24 protein-coding genes are annotated in these 18,697 nt (G+C 40.0%); 5 read left to right on the top strand and 19 right to left on the bottom strand.

Annotated features, from left to right (window positions below; translation table 11 throughout):
• Positions 1–24: 24 nt before the first annotated feature.
• The 7 genes from E7T07_RS07195 to mobA all read right to left on the bottom strand — a co-directional run bounded on the left by E7T07_RS07195 (position 25) and on the right by mobA (position 4,295).
• On the bottom strand, positions 25–324 hold the full coding sequence (locus tag E7T07_RS07195; protein WP_135710276.1) for a nucleotidyltransferase family protein: 300 nt from the start codon (positions 322–324) through the stop codon (positions 25–27).
• Positions 317–730: a nucleotidyltransferase substrate binding protein gene (locus E7T07_RS07190; RefSeq protein WP_135710275.1), complete on the bottom strand. Its 414-nt coding sequence runs from the start codon at positions 728–730 to the stop codon at positions 317–319. Before E7T07_RS07190 ends, E7T07_RS07195 begins: the two co-directional genes overlap by 8 nt.
• Before the next feature lie 73 nt (positions 731–803).
• Positions 804–1,553, bottom strand: coding sequence for an amino acid ABC transporter ATP-binding protein (locus E7T07_RS07185; RefSeq protein WP_135710274.1), 750 nt, complete (start codon positions 1,551–1,553; stop codon positions 804–806).
• An 8-nt stretch (positions 1,554–1,561) separates the two neighbouring features.
• On the bottom strand, positions 1,562–2,278 hold the full coding sequence (locus E7T07_RS07180; RefSeq protein ID WP_135710272.1) for an amino acid ABC transporter permease: 717 nt from the start codon (positions 2,276–2,278) through the stop codon (positions 1,562–1,564).
• Entirely contained in the window at positions 2,268–3,053 is a 786-nt protein-coding gene (locus E7T07_RS07175; RefSeq protein WP_135710271.1) for an amino acid ABC transporter substrate-binding protein, read from the bottom strand. Before E7T07_RS07175 ends, E7T07_RS07180 begins: the two co-directional genes overlap by 11 nt.
• A gap of 118 nt (positions 3,054–3,171) precedes the next feature.
• Positions 3,172–3,726 (bottom strand): DNA-3-methyladenine glycosylase I, encoded by a 555-nt coding sequence (locus tag E7T07_RS07170; RefSeq protein WP_135710269.1) that lies wholly within the window; start codon positions 3,724–3,726, stop codon positions 3,172–3,174.
• On the bottom strand, positions 3,723–4,295 hold the full coding sequence (gene mobA, locus E7T07_RS07165; RefSeq protein ID WP_135710267.1) for a molybdenum cofactor guanylyltransferase MobA: 573 nt from the start codon (positions 4,293–4,295) through the stop codon (positions 3,723–3,725). Before mobA ends, E7T07_RS07170 begins: the two co-directional genes overlap by 4 nt.
• Before the next feature lie 84 nt (positions 4,296–4,379).
• Between mobA and E7T07_RS07160 the strand changes: the two genes are divergently transcribed.
• From E7T07_RS07160 to E7T07_RS07140, 5 genes are all read left to right on the top strand, one after another.
• Positions 4,380–4,649 carry a YihD family protein gene (locus E7T07_RS07160; RefSeq protein WP_135710266.1) on the top strand — a complete coding sequence of 90 codons (270 nt, stop codon included), beginning with the start codon at positions 4,380–4,382 and terminating at the stop codon, positions 4,647–4,649.
• A gap of 9 nt (positions 4,650–4,658) precedes the next feature.
• Positions 4,659–5,276, top strand: coding sequence for a thiol:disulfide interchange protein DsbA (gene dsbA, locus E7T07_RS07155; RefSeq protein ID WP_135710265.1), 618 nt, complete (start codon positions 4,659–4,661; stop codon positions 5,274–5,276).
• Positions 5,277–5,305: 29 nt separating this feature from the next.
• The gene (locus E7T07_RS07150) at positions 5,306–5,635 is read left to right on the top strand and encodes a MaoP family protein (RefSeq protein ID WP_135710263.1); all 330 of its coding nucleotides are present in this window, start codon (positions 5,306–5,308) and stop codon (positions 5,633–5,635) included.
• Between the two features lie 83 nt (positions 5,636–5,718).
• A complete protein-coding gene (gene trmA, locus E7T07_RS07145) occupies positions 5,719–6,813 on the top strand; it encodes a tRNA (uridine(54)-C5)-methyltransferase TrmA (RefSeq protein WP_135710261.1) in 1,095 nt (364 codons plus the stop codon).
• A 5-nt stretch (positions 6,814–6,818) separates the two neighbouring features.
• Positions 6,819–7,568: a class I SAM-dependent methyltransferase gene (locus E7T07_RS07140; RefSeq protein ID WP_135710259.1), complete on the top strand. Its 750-nt coding sequence runs from the start codon at positions 6,819–6,821 to the stop codon at positions 7,566–7,568.
• A gap of 47 nt (positions 7,569–7,615) precedes the next feature.
• On the opposite strand, the gene E7T07_RS07135 is transcribed toward E7T07_RS07140, so the two are convergent.
• The 12 genes from E7T07_RS07135 to mnmG all read right to left on the bottom strand — a co-directional run bounded on the left by E7T07_RS07135 (position 7,616) and on the right by mnmG (position 18,175).
• Positions 7,616–8,392 carry a Cof-type HAD-IIB family hydrolase gene (locus E7T07_RS07135; protein WP_135710257.1) on the bottom strand — a complete coding sequence of 259 codons (777 nt, stop codon included), beginning with the start codon at positions 8,390–8,392 and terminating at the stop codon, positions 7,616–7,618.
• 97 nt (positions 8,393–8,489) lie between these two features.
• On the bottom strand, positions 8,490–8,918 hold the full coding sequence (locus E7T07_RS07130; RefSeq protein WP_135710255.1) for a F0F1 ATP synthase subunit epsilon: 429 nt from the start codon (positions 8,916–8,918) through the stop codon (positions 8,490–8,492).
• Positions 8,919–8,952: 34 nt separating this feature from the next.
• A complete protein-coding gene (gene atpD / locus E7T07_RS07125; RefSeq protein WP_135710253.1) occupies positions 8,953–10,329 on the bottom strand; it encodes a F0F1 ATP synthase subunit beta in 1,377 nt (458 codons plus the stop codon).
• A 15-nt stretch (positions 10,330–10,344) separates the two neighbouring features.
• Complete coding sequence (gene atpG, locus E7T07_RS07120; protein ID WP_135710252.1) at positions 10,345–11,214, bottom strand: F0F1 ATP synthase subunit gamma; 870 nt, start codon at positions 11,212–11,214, stop codon at positions 10,345–10,347.
• 18 nt (positions 11,215–11,232) lie between these two features.
• Positions 11,233–12,774: a F0F1 ATP synthase subunit alpha gene (atpA, locus tag E7T07_RS07115; RefSeq protein ID WP_135710250.1), complete on the bottom strand. Its 1,542-nt coding sequence runs from the start codon at positions 12,772–12,774 to the stop codon at positions 11,233–11,235.
• Between the two features lie 15 nt (positions 12,775–12,789).
• Positions 12,790–13,320, bottom strand: coding sequence for a F0F1 ATP synthase subunit delta (gene atpH / locus E7T07_RS07110; RefSeq protein WP_135710248.1), 531 nt, complete (start codon positions 13,318–13,320; stop codon positions 12,790–12,792).
• A gap of 13 nt (positions 13,321–13,333) precedes the next feature.
• Positions 13,334–13,804: a F0F1 ATP synthase subunit B gene (atpF, locus tag E7T07_RS07105; protein ID WP_135710247.1), complete on the bottom strand. Its 471-nt coding sequence runs from the start codon at positions 13,802–13,804 to the stop codon at positions 13,334–13,336.
• A gap of 58 nt (positions 13,805–13,862) precedes the next feature.
• Complete coding sequence (gene atpE, locus E7T07_RS07100; RefSeq protein WP_115636838.1) at positions 13,863–14,117, bottom strand: F0F1 ATP synthase subunit C; 255 nt, start codon at positions 14,115–14,117, stop codon at positions 13,863–13,865.
• A gap of 118 nt (positions 14,118–14,235) precedes the next feature.
• Positions 14,236–15,024 carry a F0F1 ATP synthase subunit A gene (atpB, locus tag E7T07_RS07095; protein WP_135710245.1) on the bottom strand — a complete coding sequence of 263 codons (789 nt, stop codon included), beginning with the start codon at positions 15,022–15,024 and terminating at the stop codon, positions 14,236–14,238.
• Positions 15,025–15,036: 12 nt separating this feature from the next.
• Positions 15,037–15,411, bottom strand: coding sequence for an ATP synthase subunit I (locus E7T07_RS07090; RefSeq protein ID WP_425455038.1), 375 nt, complete (start codon positions 15,409–15,411; stop codon positions 15,037–15,039).
• Positions 15,412–15,660: 249 nt separating this feature from the next.
• Positions 15,661–16,293: a 16S rRNA (guanine(527)-N(7))-methyltransferase RsmG gene (gene rsmG, locus E7T07_RS07085; RefSeq protein ID WP_135710406.1), complete on the bottom strand. Its 633-nt coding sequence runs from the start codon at positions 16,291–16,293 to the stop codon at positions 15,661–15,663.
• Entirely contained in the window at positions 16,286–18,175 is a 1,890-nt protein-coding gene (gene mnmG / locus E7T07_RS07080; RefSeq protein WP_135710241.1) for a tRNA uridine-5-carboxymethylaminomethyl(34) synthesis enzyme MnmG, read from the bottom strand. The genes rsmG and mnmG overlap by 8 nt, the downstream gene beginning before the upstream one ends.
• Between the last annotated feature and the right edge of the window lie 522 nt (positions 18,176–18,697).

Raw genomic sequence — 18,697 nt, 5'->3', positions numbered from 1 at the left:
GTTTGTCTTAGCAACTTTTTTCTCTTATTGAAGTTCAATATAATGAGATTGAATGATTTTTCTGAATGTCTCACTTGTTGTTGCCCAATCAACCACATCAACTTTCCAAATTAAATCTGATTCAGCAAATGCTTCTCGCAAAGCTGCACTTTCCGCAAGAGAAAGAGGCGTATCAGTGATAATGGCTAAATCGAGATCTGAATATTTTTTTGCAGTCCCTTTAACACGCGATCCAAAAGCCCACACTGGATAGTGAGGGATCACGGTTTGCAGAATTGATTTAACAATGTTCAATTCTTCATCTGTAATAGCTAATTTATTCATTTAATAAAGAAAGTAATTTATTGCCTAAATACTGAACTTCTTCTAAGAATTTTGGAATACCCGCAACAACATCTAATGCGGTATTTTCATCGTAAGTGTGGCTGGTTCTGCTTCGCATTTCCCGATATTGTCGCCAATCAAGCCAATTTCCTAACAACAAATTTCGTTCATTTCCTGTTCGAATAAGATCTTGAAAAGTCATTTCATCAAAGGCTTCCATATTGGCAGAAGTCGCTTCTAAATAACGCTTTAGCATTTTATGACTGACTTCATAAGTAAATTCAAAACGTTGAATAAGTCCATCGCGAATTTGAATATCAGAAATATCCTGTTGATAACGCGTTAACCCTTCAGCAAGGCGATGAGTAGCGTTAATTAATGGGGTAATGTCTAATTTATCCGTCATTATTTTCTGTCCAACATAAAAAAAGTGCGGTTAGTTTACCACACTTTTTTGTTTATTAAGTCAGCTAATAGCTTCAATGAGAACGCAAACGCTGTAAAAAAGCCTTGGTACGTTCATGTTGCGGATTATCGAATAATTGTTGTGGTGAGCCTTGTTCAACAATCACACCACCATCCATCACAATCACTAAATCCGCCACATCAAGGGCAAATTTAATTTCGTGGGTCACAACCACCATTGTCCAGCCTTCTTTGGCAAGGGATTTCATGGTGTCTAATACATCTTGCACTAACTCAGGGTCAAGCGCCGAAGTGGGTTCATCAAAGAGCATTAATTCCGGTTGTAATGCTAAGGCACGGGCAATACCGACTCGTTGTTGTTGCCCGCCTGATAATTGGAACGGATAGAGATCCGCTTTGTCAGCGAGCCCAACTTTGGTGAGTAATGTTAATGCTTCTTGGCGTGCTTGTTCTTTGGCTTTACCTTGAACTTGAACAGGGCCTTCCATCACATTTTCCAACGCAGTTTTGTGGGGAAAAAGATTGTAATTTTGGAACACCATCCCTGATTTACGGCGCAAGGCAAGAATCTCTTTTTTAGTAGGTTTTGCGCCAAAATCAATGTGTAATCCGTTGGCATTATCAAATTCAATGGTGCCTTGTTCGGGCATTTCCAGCGCATTTAAACAACGTAAAAAAGTGGTTTTTCCCGAACCCGAAGGCCCAAGAATAACGACTACTTCGCCTTTGGTAATCTCTAAATCAATGCCGCGTAAAATCGTATTATCGCCAAAAGATTTCTGAATATTTTTAATTTTTATCATCGGATCTCCTAGTGTGCTACAAAACGAGACATTCGTTTTTCAATTCGTGCTTGAATAAAGAATAATACCCAGCAGAAACACCAATACACTAAACCTGCTTCAATATAAACAGGCAAGAAATCGTAGGACATATTAGCCATTTGTTGTGCCACGCGGAACATTTCCGTTACCGTAACCACCGAGGCTAATGACGTGTCTTTAAATAAACCAATGAAGGTATTACTTAATGGCGGAACGGCTACGCGAAAGGCTTGCGGTGCAATAATACGGCGGAATGTTTGAAGGTAATTCATGCCTATGGTATAGCCCGCTTCCCATTGTCCTTTAGGAACGGAAGAAATGGCTGCGCGAACCGTTTCCGACCCATAAGCACCAATATTGAGCGAAAAACCAATAATTGCCGCAGGAATAGGATCGATAAAAATACCAATAGCCGGCAAACCGTAAAACACCACGGAAATTTGCACTAACATTGGGGTGCCGCGGATAATGGATATATAGATTTTCACCAACACCAAGGCAATGCGATGAACAATACCATTCACCGGCGTAATACGAATTAACGCAACGCCTACGGCAATAATCATCCCGATAATAAATGACGAAATTGCCAATGGAATAGAGACTAAAAAAGCCGCTTCAACCATTGGCCAAAAAGCACTAATGACCAAGTCCACGCGGGACTCGGTCATAAAAGGTAAAGAAAGAAGAAAATTATTTAACACTGATATCTTTTCCGAAGAATTGTTCACCTAATTTTTTCAATGTACCGTCTTTTTGTAATTCCACCACGGCAGCACTAATTTTCGCAAGGGCTTCATCATTGCCTTTATTAACAATGAAACCTGAGCCTAATTTATCTTCAGCAGGGGCTTCCCAAGCGGTTTTTAAACCGGCATTAGGATTTTTCTTCAAGTAATCTAAAATCGCCAAACTGTCATTTAAGGTTAAGTCTGCACGTTTTTGCTGAACAACCAATAATGATTGGGCTAAACCATCTACCGGCACGATATTCGCTTGTTTTTCGCGCGCCAGTTCACCATAGTTACTGGTTAAGGATTGTGCTGCTTTGCGTCCTTTAATATCATCTAAGGTTTTAATGCTGTTGTCATCTTCACGCACAACCATCATTGCGCCAGACCAACTATAAGATTCTGATTTATCAAAAGTCGCACGGCGTTCAGGCGTAGTTAACGCCACTTGGTTTGCCACAATATCAAAACGACCGGCTTTTAAACCCGCCATCATCGAATCCCAAACCGTCTCTTTAAATTCGACTTTAACCCCTAATTTTTCCGCCACAGCACGCGTTACTTCTACGTCATAACCCGTTAATTTACCGCTGGCATCATGGTAAGTGAATGGCGCATAAGTGCCTTCTGTACCCACGGTAATGGTTCCTTTGTTGTTAATGCGCTCAAGCAAACTATCAGCGGCAATCGCTTGTGTAGTTGTAAAAGCAAAAACAGAGGTGGCTAAGAGTAAAAATTTTTTAAACATAATACTTTCCTTTTGAATGTTGTTATAAACGAAACTGATTTTAAGGATATTGAATGAAATTAAGAAATACAAAAAACATATATCTTATAACTGAAATTTTCAGCGGCTTATTTATAACTTATTTTGCCTTGCAAGGGCAACTATTTAAATGATCGTCCACTAATCCCATCGATTGCATAAAGGCATAACAAGTGGTTTCGCCCACAAATACAAACCCACGCTTTTTTAAGGCTTTGGACAACGCTTTTGACGTATCCGTTTTGACCGGAATAACGCTTAGCGTTGGTACATCATTAATTTGTGGTTTATGGTTCACAAAAGACCACACAAAATCACTAAAATTTTCACCGCACTTTTGCATTTGAAGATAGGCCTTAGCATTTTTAACAATAGCTTCCAATTTGGCGCGATGGCGAATTAAACCTTCATTTTGCATTAAGCGGTCAATATCTGCACCGGTCATTGTGGCAATTTTTTCAGGATCAAAGTGATGAAAAGCCGCGCGATAGGCTTCTCTTTTCTTTAATACCGTAATCCACGAAAGCCCGGCTTGTTGCCCTTCAAGGCAGATTTTTTCAAATAATTTTTGGCTGTCAAACTGGGGTTTTCCCCATTCCTTATCGTGATAATCTATATAAATTTGGCTGTCGCCGGACCAAGGACATCGGCTCATGGTTGCTCCTGTAAATCCGCTAAGGTATTAAAATTGCGAAAGGCGTTTTTTTGTTCGGAAAAATCCACACTCACCGCACCTTGTTCACGTAAAAACGTAAAGATTCGCCGTTCACCACCGGCAAGATATTGTTCAAGTGCGGTGAATAATTGGCGAGAAATAAGGCTGAATGTCGGGTGATCTCGTTCGCCATCATGGGCATAAGCACATAAAACAGCCGAATTTTCTACCGCACTTTTGAGTTTTTCCGCTAAATTGAGTGGCAGATAAGGACAATCACAAGGGACAAATAACACATAATCCGTTGTCGCTCGGCGTAGTGACGTTAACATTCCGCTGAGTGGGCCTTGAAAATCGGCCATTTCATCGGGAAACACAGGCACGCCAAATTGTTCATATTCTGCCAAATGGCGATTAGCATTAATGGAAATGGCGTTAACTTGTGATTTTAAGCGTGCTAAAACCTGTGCGATAAGCGGTTGGTGATGCAAAAGCTGCAAGCCTTTTTCGACACCGCCCATCCGTCTTGCTAGTCCGCCTGCTAAAATTACGGCACTGATGGTGATCATTGTTTGTCAATTGCCCCTAATTCAAGTATCATTCTGCGCGAGCTATTTGCTACGCAATTAAATCTAATTTTAAAGGAAGTTTTTATGAAATGTCATCGTTTAAATGAAGTATTGGAACTTTTACAACCTTATTGGTCTAAAAAAGACCCGGAAATGAATTTGGTACAAATTTTGCAAAGCATTGCCGATGAAGCGGGTTTTGATAAACCGCTTGCGGAATTATCTGATGAAGTGATTATTTATCAATTAAAAATGCGCGATGCTGGCAAATATGACCCTATTCCGGGTATTCAAAAAGACTATGAAGAAGACTTTAAAACCGCTATTTTAAAAGCACGCGGTATTATTAAATAAGGATAAATGATGAAAAAATTATTAGCCGCTTTAGTTGTGGCAACGGCCACCATGACCGGTTTTCAAGCGCAAGCTGCTGAATTAAAAGACGGCGAGCAATATATTACCTTAAACCAAGCACGCGCCGCCCAACCTGAAGTGATTGAGTTTTTCTCATTCTACTGCCCACATTGCTATAGCTTTGAAATGCAATACAAAATTCCAAGCAAAGTGAAAGCGCAATTACCACAAGGCACGACTTTCAAACAATATCATGTGGATTTCTTAGGTCCGCAAGGTAAAAACTTAACTCGTGCTTGGGCATTAGCCATGACTTTAGGCGTAGAAGATAAAGTCAAAACGGCTTTATTTGATGGCGCACAAGCAAATGCATTTAAATCAATGGATGATATTCGCCAAAAATTTATCGACAATGGCGTCACCGCAGAACAATTTGACGGTACCATTAATAGTTTTGCTGTGACTACGTTAGTGAAAACACAACAGAACTTAGTGAAACAATTCCAAGTTAATGGTGTGCCAGATTTTTATGTAAATAACAAATTCCGCGTAAATCCTGAAGGTTTATCTCGAGATGATTTCGTGGGCGATTATGTAAAAACAGTGATCGAATTATTGAAAAAATAACCTTATTAAATAGACCCTAGGAGCAAAAAATGGCTGAGAGTTTCAGTGTTGAACGTCGTTTTTTTGACGACAAAAATTATCCACGTGGCTTTTCTCGTCACGGTGACTATACCATCAAAGAATCACAAGCATTAGAACAATACGGACAAGCGTTTAAAGCATTGGATTTAGGTGAACGTGAACCAAAAACAGCAGAAGAAAAAGCCTTTGTTGCAGTTTGTAAAGGCGAACGTCAGCCGGAAACTTTCTTTGAAAAAACATGGAATAAATACCGCACTTTAACCAGCAAAACAAAACGTGTTTACACCCTTTCAGGAGTGGTTGCGGATAGCGTTGAAGATATGGCAACGGCAGATTAATCTTTTGTAACAAAAGACAAGGCTTGAGAAATCAAGCCTTTTAATTTTCCATAACAATCCCCTAAAAATGAGTAAAAACAGTAATGCAATCATTACCCATTGAACAATATGATAATTTATTAGCCCAAAAGCGTGAAAAATTAACCGCGCTTTTGTCGCCATTTAATGCGCCTGAGTTGGACGTATTTTCTTCGCCGAAACAACATTTCCGTATGCGTGCTGAATTTCGTGTTTGGCACGATCGGGGCGATCTGTATCACATTATGTTCGATCAGGAAACGAAGCAACGTTATCGTGTAGATAACTTTCCCATTGCCAGCCGGCTGATTAATCACATGATGACAACGCTGTTGCCTTTGTTAAAAGAGCAAGAAGTCTTAACGCGTAAATTATTCCAAATTGATTATCTTAGTACCTTGAGCAACAAGATTGTTGTGAGTTTGTTGTATCACAAAACCTTGGATGCACAATGGGAAACAGCAGCACGCGCGCTGAAAGTGCGGTTAGAAAAAATGGATTTTGATGTACAACTCATTGGTCGTGCTACAAAACAAAAAATTTGTCTCGATCAAGATTTTGTGGATGAAGTTCTGCCTGTGAATGGCAAAAATTATGTGTATCGCCAAGTGGAAAATAGTTTTACTCAACCCAATGCGGCCGTAAATAGCAAAATGTTGGCATGGGCGATTGATTGCACGAAAAATTCTACAGGCGATTTGCTTGAGCTTTATTGCGGTAACGGTAATTTTTCCATTGCCTTGGCACAAAATTTCCGCAAGGTGTTGGCAACGGAAATTGCGAAGCCCTCTGTGGCTGCGGCACAGTTTAATATTGCAGCTAATGGTGTGAACAATTTGCAAATTATCCGTATGTCCGCGGAAGAATTTACCCAAGCGATGAACGGTGTGCGTGAGTTTAATCGCTTGAAAGGCATAGATTTAAAAGCCTATGAATGTAACACTATTTTTGTCGATCCACCGCGCGCGGGGCTTGATCCTGATACGGTGAAATTAGTGCAAAATTACGACCGCATTTTGTACATTTCCTGTAATCCACATACCTTGTGTGACAATTTACACGAACTAAGCAAAACCCATCGCATTGAACGCGCAGCCTTATTTGATCAATTTCCTTATACTGATCATATGGAATCAGGCGTTTGGTTGGTGCGTAAATAGGGCATATTATGATTCAATTAATTTGCGAAACCGAAACGCCTGAAATGTTCACCGCACTTTGTGCCGCAAAAGGCTTAACGCATAATCCGGAAAGCACGCTTGCATTGGTACAAACCCAAATAAATGACGAAGTGCGGTTAGAATTGCGTAAACTGGATGAACCCAAATTAGGTGCGGTGTTTGTGGATTTTGTGGGCGGCACCATGGCACATCGCCGTAAATTTGGTGGTGGGCGTGGTGAAGCCGTGGCGAAAGCGGTAGGCATAAAAGGCGCTGAGCTGCCTACGGTGATTGACGCAACCGCAGGTTTAGGGCGAGATGCCTTTGTGCTGGCAGCGATTGGTTGCCAAGTGCGTTTGGTGGAACGCCACCCTGTAGTGCGTTTGTTGTTGGAAGATGGTTTACGCCGCGCTTATGCGGACAGTGAAATTGGTGAAATGATGCAACAAAATATGCGCTTGCTTGATGTGGCGCATATCAATGCCTTAAACCCAGAAAAGGATTTCGCAGACGTGGTTTACCTTGACCCTATGTATCCCCATAAACAAAAATCTGCTTTGGTAAAAAAAGAAATGCGCGTATTTCAGCATTTAGTGGGCTCAGATTTAGATGCGGATACCTTGCTTGAGCCCGCCTTGCAATTAGCCAAAAAGCGCGTAGTAGTTAAACGCCCCGATTATGCGGAATTTCTTGGAAAAATCGCACCGCACTTTAGCCGAGAAACAAAGAATCATCGGTTTGATATTTATTTATAATAATTATGGGGTAAATGCTATATAAACAATGCAATGCCCCAAAACCGTTAAAACTCTCTTTCTAATACCAACGCAATACCGTCTTCATTATTGCTGGCTGTCACTTCTTTTGCCACTTGTTGTATTTCATCAGGGGCATTACCCATGGCAACACTTAAACCTGCGTATTCCAACATATCAAGATCGTTGAAATTATCGCCAAAGGCGATGACGTCATCCGCACTTACGTGCAAATAATGTTCCATAAAACGAATGGCTTTCGCTTTTGTTGCGGCTTTATTCATAATTTCTAAATATTCAGGTTTAGAACGATGAATACTTAAATGTGGTAATGCGCGCTTTAAAAGTTGCTCCACGTCTAAAATCGCATCAGCATTTCCCATAATAAGGATTTTATGCACATTTTGGATGTTTTCAGGTGTTTTTTGTGCCTGTAATCCTGTTATTTCCGTTTCTTGCTGTGCCCAATAGTCATGTTGGTTAACAAACCAATTTAAACCTGAATAATGGCTAATGGATAAATGCGCGTAAGGCGTAAGCAAGGTGGTCAATTTATTTAAATCCGCCGTATCAATTAACACACTATAAAGTTCATTTAACTCTTTATCTAAAATCAACGCACCGCTATAGCAAATAATCGGGGCATTTGTTTGTAATTGATTTGTATAAGGTGTTATGGCATAAGGCGGACGGGCTGAGACAGGAATAAAGGGGATTCCTTTGCGGATAACGGATTTAATGGCTTGCTCAGTTCTAGAGCTGATTTTATGTTGACTATTTAATAGCGTACCGTCCATATCGCTGAAAATGGCTTTGTATTTCATTTTATACTCCCTATAAGTACATTGCGTTCCGACATGATTTGGCTCAAATGATAAAAAAGTCGTTCCCATAATAGGAACGACTTAAAGTGCGGTTATTTTAGCGTTTGTTTTTCACTAATTTTTCCGTTAATTCGTAAGCACGAAGTTTTGCAAGTTCTCTTGAAAGTTTTGCTGTTAACAATTCATGATTTGTATCAGCGGATTTTGCTACGATATTTTCTTCAGCTTTTTTCTTCGCTGCTAAAATACGTTCTTCATCAAGTTCAGAACCGCGGATCGCCACGTCTGCAAGTACGGTAACAATATTCGGTTGAACTTCTAAGAATCCACCCGATACGTAAACCACTTCTTCGATACCATCAGTATAAGTAAATTTTACAATACCCGGTTTAATAGCAGTAAGTAATGGTGTGTGACCGGCTAAAATACCCAATTCACCTTCGATACCCGTAGCTTGCACACTTTTTACTTCGCCTTCGAAGATTTTATTTTCTGCACTTACGATTGTTAAAGTAAATGTTGACATATGTTTCCTCCAATCTGGTAATCAGTTGAAGTGATTACATATTTTTCGCTTTTTCAATAACTTCTTCGATTGAACCTACCATATAGAACGCTTGTTCCGGGATATGGTCATATTCACCGTTAAGAATACCTTTGAAACCACGAATCGTATCTTTTAATGATACATATTTACCTGGTGAACCTGTAAAGACTTCCGCAACGAAGAACGGTTGTGATAAGAAACGTTCGATTTTACGCGCACGTGCTACCACAAGTTTATCGTCTTCTGAAAGTTCATCCATACCAAGAATAGCAATGATGTCTTTCAATTCTTTATAACGTTGCAAAATACCTTGTACACCACGCGCTACATCATAATGCTCTTGACCAACCACTTGTGGGTCTAACTGACGTGACGTTGAATCTAATGGGTCAACCGCAGGATAAATACCTAATGACGCAATGTTACGACTTAATACAACTGTTGAGTCTAAGTGCGCAAAGGTTGTGGCCGGCGATGGGTCAGTTAAGTCATCGGCAGGCACGTAAACCGCTTGAACAGAGGTGATAGAACCAGTTTTGGTTGAGGTAATACGTTCTTGTAACACACCCATTTCTTCTGCCAATGTAGGTTGGTAACCTACCGCTGATGGCATACGGCCTAACAATGCCGATACTTCTGTCCCTGCAAGGGTATAACGATAGATGTTATCCACGAAGAATAATACATCGCGACCTTCATCACGGAATTTTTCTGCCATGGTTAAACCGGTCAACGCAACACGTAAACGGTTACCCGGTGGCTCATTCATTTGTCCGTAAACCAAGGATACTTTATCTAAAACGTTAGATTCTGTCATTTCATGGTAGAAGTCGTTACCTTCACGGGTACGTTCACCTACGCCCGCAAAGACTGAGAAACCCGAGTGCTCAATCGCGATATTACGGATTAATTCCATCATATTAACGGTTTTACCTACACCCGCACCACCGAACAAACCAACTTTACCCCCTTTCGCAAACGGGCAAATTAAGTCGATAACTTTGATCCCTGTTTCTAAAAGTTCAGTACTGTTAGATTGTTCTTCGTAGCTTGGTGCTGCACGGTGAATTGCCCAAGTTTCTTCTGCGCCAATTTCACCTTTTTGGTCAATAGGTTCACCTAATACGTTCATAATACGACCTAGGGTTTTTGTGCCCACGGGTACAGAAATAGGATGACCTGTATTTGTTACGGTTAAACCACGTTTTAAACCGTCTGATGAACCTAATGCGATACAACGCACTACGCCGCCACCTAATTGTTGTTGAACTTCAAGTGTTAAACTTGCACCTTCAACTTTCAATGCATCGTAAACTTTTGGTACTGCATCCTGTGGGAATTCAACATCGATTACCGCACCGATAATCTGTACAATTTTTCCTGCTGACATTACCGCTTCTCTCCATTAAATTGCTGCAGCGCCTGCAACAATTTCATTTAATTCATTTGTGATACTTGCTTGACGGGCTTTGTTATACACCAACTGCAAGTCGCCAATTAAGTTACCTGCATTATCCGTTGCTGCTTTCATCGCGACCATTCGAGCTGCCTGCTCTGAAGCTAAGTTATCAACCACTGATTGATAAACTTGAGATTCTAAATAACGAATCAATAAACTATCCAATAAAATTTTTGGATCAGGTTCGTAAATATAATCCCAAGATTGTTGTCTTTCACCTAAGTTATCTGTATCAAGTTCAGGTAATGGAACTAGCTGCTCAAAACATGGTTTTTGCGACATCGTATTAACGAATTTGTTGTACGCGATGTATAACGCATCAAATTCACCATTTTTATAGGCTGTAAACATACCATTTGCAATCCCCAACAATTCTTCAACCGATGGATTGTCCCCCATCCCTGAATGTTGTGCGCGAATAGTTAAGCCTACTGAGCGGAAAAAGGCGATACCTTTTGAGCCAATAACACCCACTTCAACGGTGACACCTTTTTCTTTCCATTGTTTGATTTCAGTTAACACGGTTTTAAACAGGTTAATGTTCAAACCGCCACACATACCGCGGTCAGTTGAAACAATTAACACACCCACTTTTTTAATTTCACGTTCTACTAAAAATGGGTGTTTATAACCTATGCTGGCTTTAGACACGTGGCTAATAACGTTTCTAATGGTTTCAGAGTAAGGACGAGATGCTGCCATACGATCCTGCGTTTTACGCATTTTCGAGGTGGCAACCATTTCCATTGCCTTGGTAATTTTTTGCGTACTTTGTACGCTGGCAATTTTGGTTTTTATCTCTTTTCCACTAGCCATTGTCTTTCTCCGAACTTATTACCACGTATTATTTGCTTTAAAGTTATCTAAGATAGCTTGCAACTGAGCTTTAATCTCATCGTTGTAGTTACCTGATTTGCTTAACTCTTGCATAAATTCGGTGTGAGTACGGTTGGCGTAATCTAAAAGTGCGGTCTCAAAATCAGCAATTTTGTTAAGTTCCACATCATCTAAATAACCAAATTCAACCGCAAATAAAAGCACTGCTTGTTCTGCGACATTTAATGGCGCATATTGTTTTTGTTTCAACAGTTCAGTAACTTTTTCACCGTGTGATAATTGTTTACGTGTTGCATCATCTAAGTCTGACGCAAATTGCGAGAATGCCGCTAACTCACGATATTGAGCTAAAGCCGTACGAATACCACCCGCTAATTTTTTCACCACTTTAGTTTGTGCTGCACCACCTACACGAGATACGGAAATCCCCGGGTTTACCGCAGGACGCACACCCGCATTGAATAAGTTAGATTCTAAGAAAATCTGACCATCGGTAATCGAAATTACGTTTGTCGGAACGAATGCCGAAACGTCACCCGCTTGGGTTTCGATAATCGGTAATGCGGTTAAAGAACCTGTTTTGCCTTTTACTGCACCATTAGTGAAACGTTCTACATATTCTTCGTTAACACGTGCTGCACGTTCAAGTAAGCGTGAGTGCAAATAGAATACGTCACCCGGGAAAGCTTCACGACCCGGCGGACGGCGAAGTAATAATGAAATTTGACGATAAGCAACCGCTTGTTTTGAAAGGTCATCATAAATGATTAACGCATCTTCACCACGGTCACGGAAATATTCACCCATAGCACAACCGGCATAAGGTGCCAAATATTGTAATGCCGCTGATTCAGAGGCTGAAGCCACAACCACGATAGTGTTTGCTAACGCGCCATTTTCTTCTAATTTACGTACTACGTTAGCAATGGTTGATGCTTTCTGACCAATCGCAACGTAAATACATTTAATGCCTGAGTCTTTTTGGTTAATGATTGCGTCAATCGCTAATGCAGTTTTACCTGTTTGACGGTCACCGATAATCAACTCACGTTGACCACGACCGATTGGCACCATGGCATCCACACCTTTATAACCGGTTTGAACAGGTTGGTCTACAGATTTACGATCGATTACACCTGGGGCAATCACTTCAACCGGCGAGAAACCGTCATGTTGAATTTCACCTTTACCATCGATTGGCTCACCTAAGGTATTCACCACGCGACCTAATAAACCACGACCAACCGGAACTTCAAGGATACGACCTGTACATTGTACTTCCATACCTTCCGCTAAATCAGCGTAAGGCCCCATAACTACCGCACCCACAGAATCACGTTCAAGGTTTAATGCCATCGCGAAACGGTTGCCCGGTAAAGCAATCATTTCACCTTGCATTACTTCGCTTAAACCGTGGATACGAATAATACCATCGCTCACAGAAACAATTGTCCCTGTATTACGCGCTTCGCTAACCACATCAAATTGTGCAATGCGTTTTTTAATTAATTCACTAATTTCTGTTGAATTTAGTTGCATCTTAAATTCCTCTTATCATTGCAATTCGTTTGCCAAACGAGCAAGTTGTCCACGGCTTGAACCGTCAATAACAAAATCGTCTGTACGAATGATAACCCCTGCGATGAGAGAATTATCCACGCTGCAATTTAATTTAACTTTACGAGCAAGTCTTTTCTCCATTGCGGCTGCAATTTTTTGTTCTTGTGTTGCATTTAATGGTTGTGCTGAAACCACTTCCACTTCTGCTGTCGCGTTATGTTCTTCCACATAATGTTGGAATAACTCAAAAACAGCAGGAAGAACCGTTAAACGCTTATTTTCAGCCATTAACCGAATCAGATTTTGCCCATATTGATCAAGTTGTTCGCCACAAATTGAAATTACCGTATCAGCGGCTTTTTGAGCAGAAAAGGTATTTTTCAAGAAATCTTGGATTTGTTCGTTTTCTGCCACTTGAGCAGCAAAGGCCAACATTTCTTCCCATTTTTCCACCGCACTTTGTTCTACGGCAAAATCAAATGCTGCTTTGGCATAAGGGCGAGCTATCGTAGTTAATTCTGACATAAGCCCAACCTTCTTATAGTTCTGCAACTAATTTATCAATAATATCGTTGTTCGCTGCTTCATCCACAGTACGACCAACAATTTTTTCTGCACCTGCAATCGCAAGTGATGCCACTTTCACGCGTAATTCTTCTTGAACACGTTTACGTTCAGATTCCACTTCTGCATAGCCTTGTTCAATGATTTTGGCTTTTAATGCTTCCGCTTCTACTTTCACTTCTTCAAGAATATCGTTACGGCGTTTATTGGCTAACTCAATAATTTTTTGTGCTTCTTCTTTAGCGGCAATAATTTCTTGTTCTACTGCAGCTTTAGAATCCGCTTGTTCTTGTTTCGCTTTTTCAGCTGAAGCTAACGCGTTGGCAATATTTGCTTGGCGATCTTCAATGGCTTTAATAAGCGGTGGCCAAACAAATTTCATGCAGAACCATACGAAAATGGCAAATGCAATCAGTTGACCAATTAGTGTTGCATTAATATTCACAACGCCCTCCTAAAAGTCGGTTAGGTTATTCGATGAATAACGGTTAAAAAAGCCCGACTTATTTCAATAAATCAATGAACGGGTTCGCGAAAATGAAAAGTAATGAAATACCTACAGCGATCATTGCGATAGCATCTAAAAGACCTGCCACGATGAACATTTTAGTTTGTAAGCTTGATGCAAGTTCAGGCTGACGAGCTGAAGACTCTAAGAATTTACCACCTAAAATAGCAAAGCCAATTGCTGTACCTAAAGCTGCGAAAGCTAAAAGGATTGCTGCACCAATGATTGTTGCTGTAATTACAGATTCCATAATAATCTCCATTAAGTTAAGGAATGTTGTAGCCCGAAGGCTGGTTTAGTTTAAAAATAGTCGTGTGCATAACCGCACTTTTATTGTGTTGAATGTATAAAACATCCGACAAAATTCATTAATGATCCGCTTTGTTATAAGCAATACTCAAATACACAATGGTTAACATCATAAAGATAAAGGCTTGTAATGTGATAACCAAAATATGGAAGATTGCCCATGCTAAATGTAACGGAATACCCAATGCTTGTAATAAGAAATTATCCGCCATGTACATAACAGCAATTAAGATAAAGATTAATTCCCCCGCATACATATTACCGAATAAACGGAATGCCAATGAAATAGGTTTAGCTAATAATGTGACGGTTTCAAGCACAAAGTTCACTGGAATAAATGCCCAATGATTGAAAGGATGAAGCGTATATTCTTTCACCAAACCGCCAAAACCTTTTGATTTTACGGTATAGAACAAAATTAAGAAGAATACACAGATTGACATACCAAGGGTTGCACTAATATCTGCACTCGGTACGGCACGAAGATAATGAATACCAAAAAGATTCGCGAATTGTGGTAGGAAATCCACCGGAATTAAGTCGATGGCATTCATTAAGAATACCCAACAGAATACGGTTAAGGCGAGCGGTGCAATAAAATCACGAGAGCCATGGAAATTATCTTTCACTAATCCATTTACCCATTCAATGATCATTTCTATAAAGCACTGCAATTTACCCGGTACACCAGAAGTTGCCTTTTTTGCCACTTTACGAAAGACAAAGAGAAAAATGAGAGCAGAAAGGATAGAAAAGAACAGTGTATCTAAATGCACTGACCAAAAACTATCGCCTGACGATAAGAACGTCAAATGGTGACTGATATATTCTGCAGTTGTTCCAGCCATAATAATAGTCCTTTAAATTTTGACCTTTGAAAGTACAAAGGGGATGAGATTATTGAACACTAACATCATGATATAGCCTATAAAAAAAGCTAACACATTTAAATTCATCATCAGTTTGAAACTTGCAACCACAAGCACAATGGTTAATAACCATTTTAGACCTTCACCACGATAAAGTGCGGTCATTTTTGACTGATTTTTAGGGGTAAATCTAAAAAAAATCCAATATACAAATAAGCAAAAAGGTAAGAAACTTGATAATAGGCCCGATAAAAAGGACATTGTTACATCAAATCTAAATACTGACACTATCAACGTAGCAAAAATGATTATACCCAATTCTATTAACAACGCTTTGCGATAGTGTTGTTTTGCTTGATTTATCACAAAAGACACAGACTTTTCCCATCAACAAAAACATTTTGATTATACGCCTTGAACTGTCGATTGCAACCGTTCACCTACTCAAAATAGGTAAAAGTAAATGTTTTTTGATTTAAGCTAAATTTTACCGCCAGAATTGTAATTAGTTTACAAAAATTTAACAAGATGCAACGGCTTGTTTTTTCATTATTTTTAGCTTAATCAATTCAGTAAAAAATAACCGCACTTTAACGAATTAAAGCACGGTTTCTCTTATTTAATTAAGACTAAATGACGTTCGCCTTCTAATTCAGGCACACTTAATTTTATTACTTGCTGAACCTGAAAGTCGGCGTGCAATTCTTGTACTTCGTCTGCATGATATTGCCCTTTCAAGGCATAAAATAGCCCCGATTCACTCGGTAGATGATGACACCAATCTGTCATATCTTTTAGACTTGCAAAAGCACGGCTTAATACACCATCAAATTGATGATCGGGTTTAAATTCTTCCACCCGACTTAATACAGGCTCTACATTGGTTAGCCCTAACTCACGTACTGCATTTTTAATAAAATTAATACGTTTACCCAAGCTATCCAGCAGGAAAAATTGTTTATCAGGATTCATAATTGCCAACGGTAACCCCGGTAAACCCGGCCCCGTTCCCACATCAATAAAACGCGTACCTTGTAAATACGGACTGACAACAAGACTGTCCATAATATGTTTGACCAACATTTCCCTAGGATCACGCACAGAAGTTAAATTATAGGCTTTGTTCCATTTGTTTAGTAACAACACCAGCTTCACTAATTGTGATTTTTGCTGATCGGTCAACGAAAGTGCGGTCTGTTTTAGCAATATTTCGAGCTTTTGACTTAAATCCGCTTCTAAATTATTCACCACGTTTAAGCATCCCTTGTTTTTTCAAATTCACCAACAAAATTGAAATCGCCGCCGGGGTAATGCCTGAAATACGGCTGGCTTGTCCGATAGACACCGGGCGATGTTGCATTAGTTTCGCACGCACTTCGTTAGACAGGCTTTCCACTTTGTCGTAATCAAATTCAGGTGGAATTTGCGTATTTTCGTGACGTTTTTGTTTTTCGATTTCATCTTGTTGATGTTCGATATAACCTTGATATTTAATGGAAATTTCCACTTGCTCCGCCGCTTCTTTATCTTCAATTGCTGGGGCAAAAGGCTCAATTTGGGTTAAAGCATCATAAGTGACTTCAGGACGGCGAATTAAATCTTCACCACTTGCTTCACGGGCTAATGGTGTTTTTAACAATGCATTCAGCTCGGCAAGGTTCGCCATTTGTAAATGTGCCCAAGTTTGTTTTAAACGCGCTCTTTCCTTTTCAATGTTATCCATTTTTTCATTAAAACGCGCCCAACGTGTATCATCAATTAAACCCAATTGATGGGCAATCGGTGTTAAACGAATATCCGCATTGTCTTCACGCAACAACAAACGGTATTCTGCTCGGGATGTAAAGACACGGTAAGGTTCTTTGGTACCTAATGTACAAAGATCGTCCACCAATACCCCCACATAAGCCTGATCACGGCGCGGGAACCATTGCTCTTTTTCTTGTACAAATAAACCTGCATTAATCCCCGCTAACAAACCTTGTGCCGCCGCTTCTTCATAACCGGTTGTACCGTTAATTTGACCCGCGAAGAACAAACCGCGAATCGCTTTGGTTTCTAAAGTAGGTTTCAAATCGCGCGGATCGAAATAATCATATTCAATGGCGTAACCCGGTTTAATAATTCGGGTTTTTTCTAACCCTTTCATGGAATTCACAATGCCTATTTGTACATCAAAAGGCAAGCTGGTTGAAATTCCATTCGGGTAAACTTCATTTGAAGTTAATCCTTCCGGTTCAAGATAAATTTGATGAGAATTACGTTCAGCAAAACGCATGACTTTATCTTCGATCGATGGGCAATAACGTGGGCCGATCCCTTCAATGATACCGGTATACATAGGACTACGATCCAAATTATTGCGGATCACTTCGTGAGTTTGTTCATTGGTATGTGTAATAAAACAAGGAATTTGGCGCGGATGTTGATCTACCGATCCCATAAAAGAAAATACCGGTAATTGTGCATCGCCGTGTTGTTTTGCCAATACATCAAAATTGATCGTACGCGCATCTAAACGTGGTGGCGTACCTGTTTTTAAACGATCTACGCGCAAACCAAGATCGCGCAGACGAGCAGAAAGCATCACGGAAGCGGGATCCCCTGCGCGTCCACCTTCATAATTTTGTAAGCCAATATGAATTTTTCCCGCTAAAAATGTTCCTGCGGTTAAAATCACGGATTTCGCACGGAATTTTAAGCCCATTTTAGTGGCAACGCCTGTTACCTGATCCTGTTCGATCAATACATCCGTCACTTCCTGCTGGAAAATATCTAAATTAGGTTGATTTTCAAGGGCGATCCGTACCGCTTGACGATATAAAACACGGTCAGCTTGCGCACGTGTAGCACGCACCGCAGGGCCTTTTGAACTGTTTAAGGTACGGAATTGGATCCCGGCTTTGTCTGTGGCGGTTGCCATTAAACCGCCCATAGCATCAATTTCTTTGACCAAATGTCCTTTACCGATCCCACCAATGGCAGGGTTGCACGACATTTGTCCTAAGGTATCCACATTGTGGGTTAAAAGTAAGGTTTTTAAACCCATTCGAGCAGGCGCAAGCGCAGCTTCGGTTCCAGCGTGACCACCACCGATCACGATCACATCGTAATTTTCTGTATAAAACATAATAGCCTTATCTTAGTTAAAAGGAAGTCAGGATCGCTTTCACCGATCGCCGTTCAAGATAGCCGTACATTCTACTGAAAAATCCCTTTTCTTGAAAGAAAGAATTAGGGAAATGCTGAAATTAGATCGAATGGGATCACAAAGATGATCCTGTGCTAATAAAAAGAGATCTTATTTATCTATAAAGATCTAATTATAATGATTATTAGGATCTACTGATCCTTGTGAGAAAGTGATTTTTTAGTAGAAAAATAAAGAAGTTAGATCTAAAAAGATCTTGTATATAAATCCGATCTTTACAGGAAAAAATCTTGTTGATAAAACCTTAAGTTATCCACAATTTTGTGATTGAGTTATTTTATTCAAGTGAAAAACACAGCTTATAAAGGTTTTTTTAGATAAGTTATTCACAGGTAAGCAAATGAAAAATGAGTATATTTCGTCATTTTATATTGCTGAAATGACAGTTGGTGAGCTTGTCGAACCATAAGGAATTTCAGCGTTTTTTTCTACAAGGCTTAC

Source organism: Actinobacillus porcinus (assembly GCF_901764995.1).
GTDB lineage: Bacteria > Pseudomonadota > Gammaproteobacteria > Enterobacterales > Pasteurellaceae > Exercitatus > Exercitatus porcinus.
This window is presented reverse-complemented; position numbering and strand designations above follow the sequence as displayed.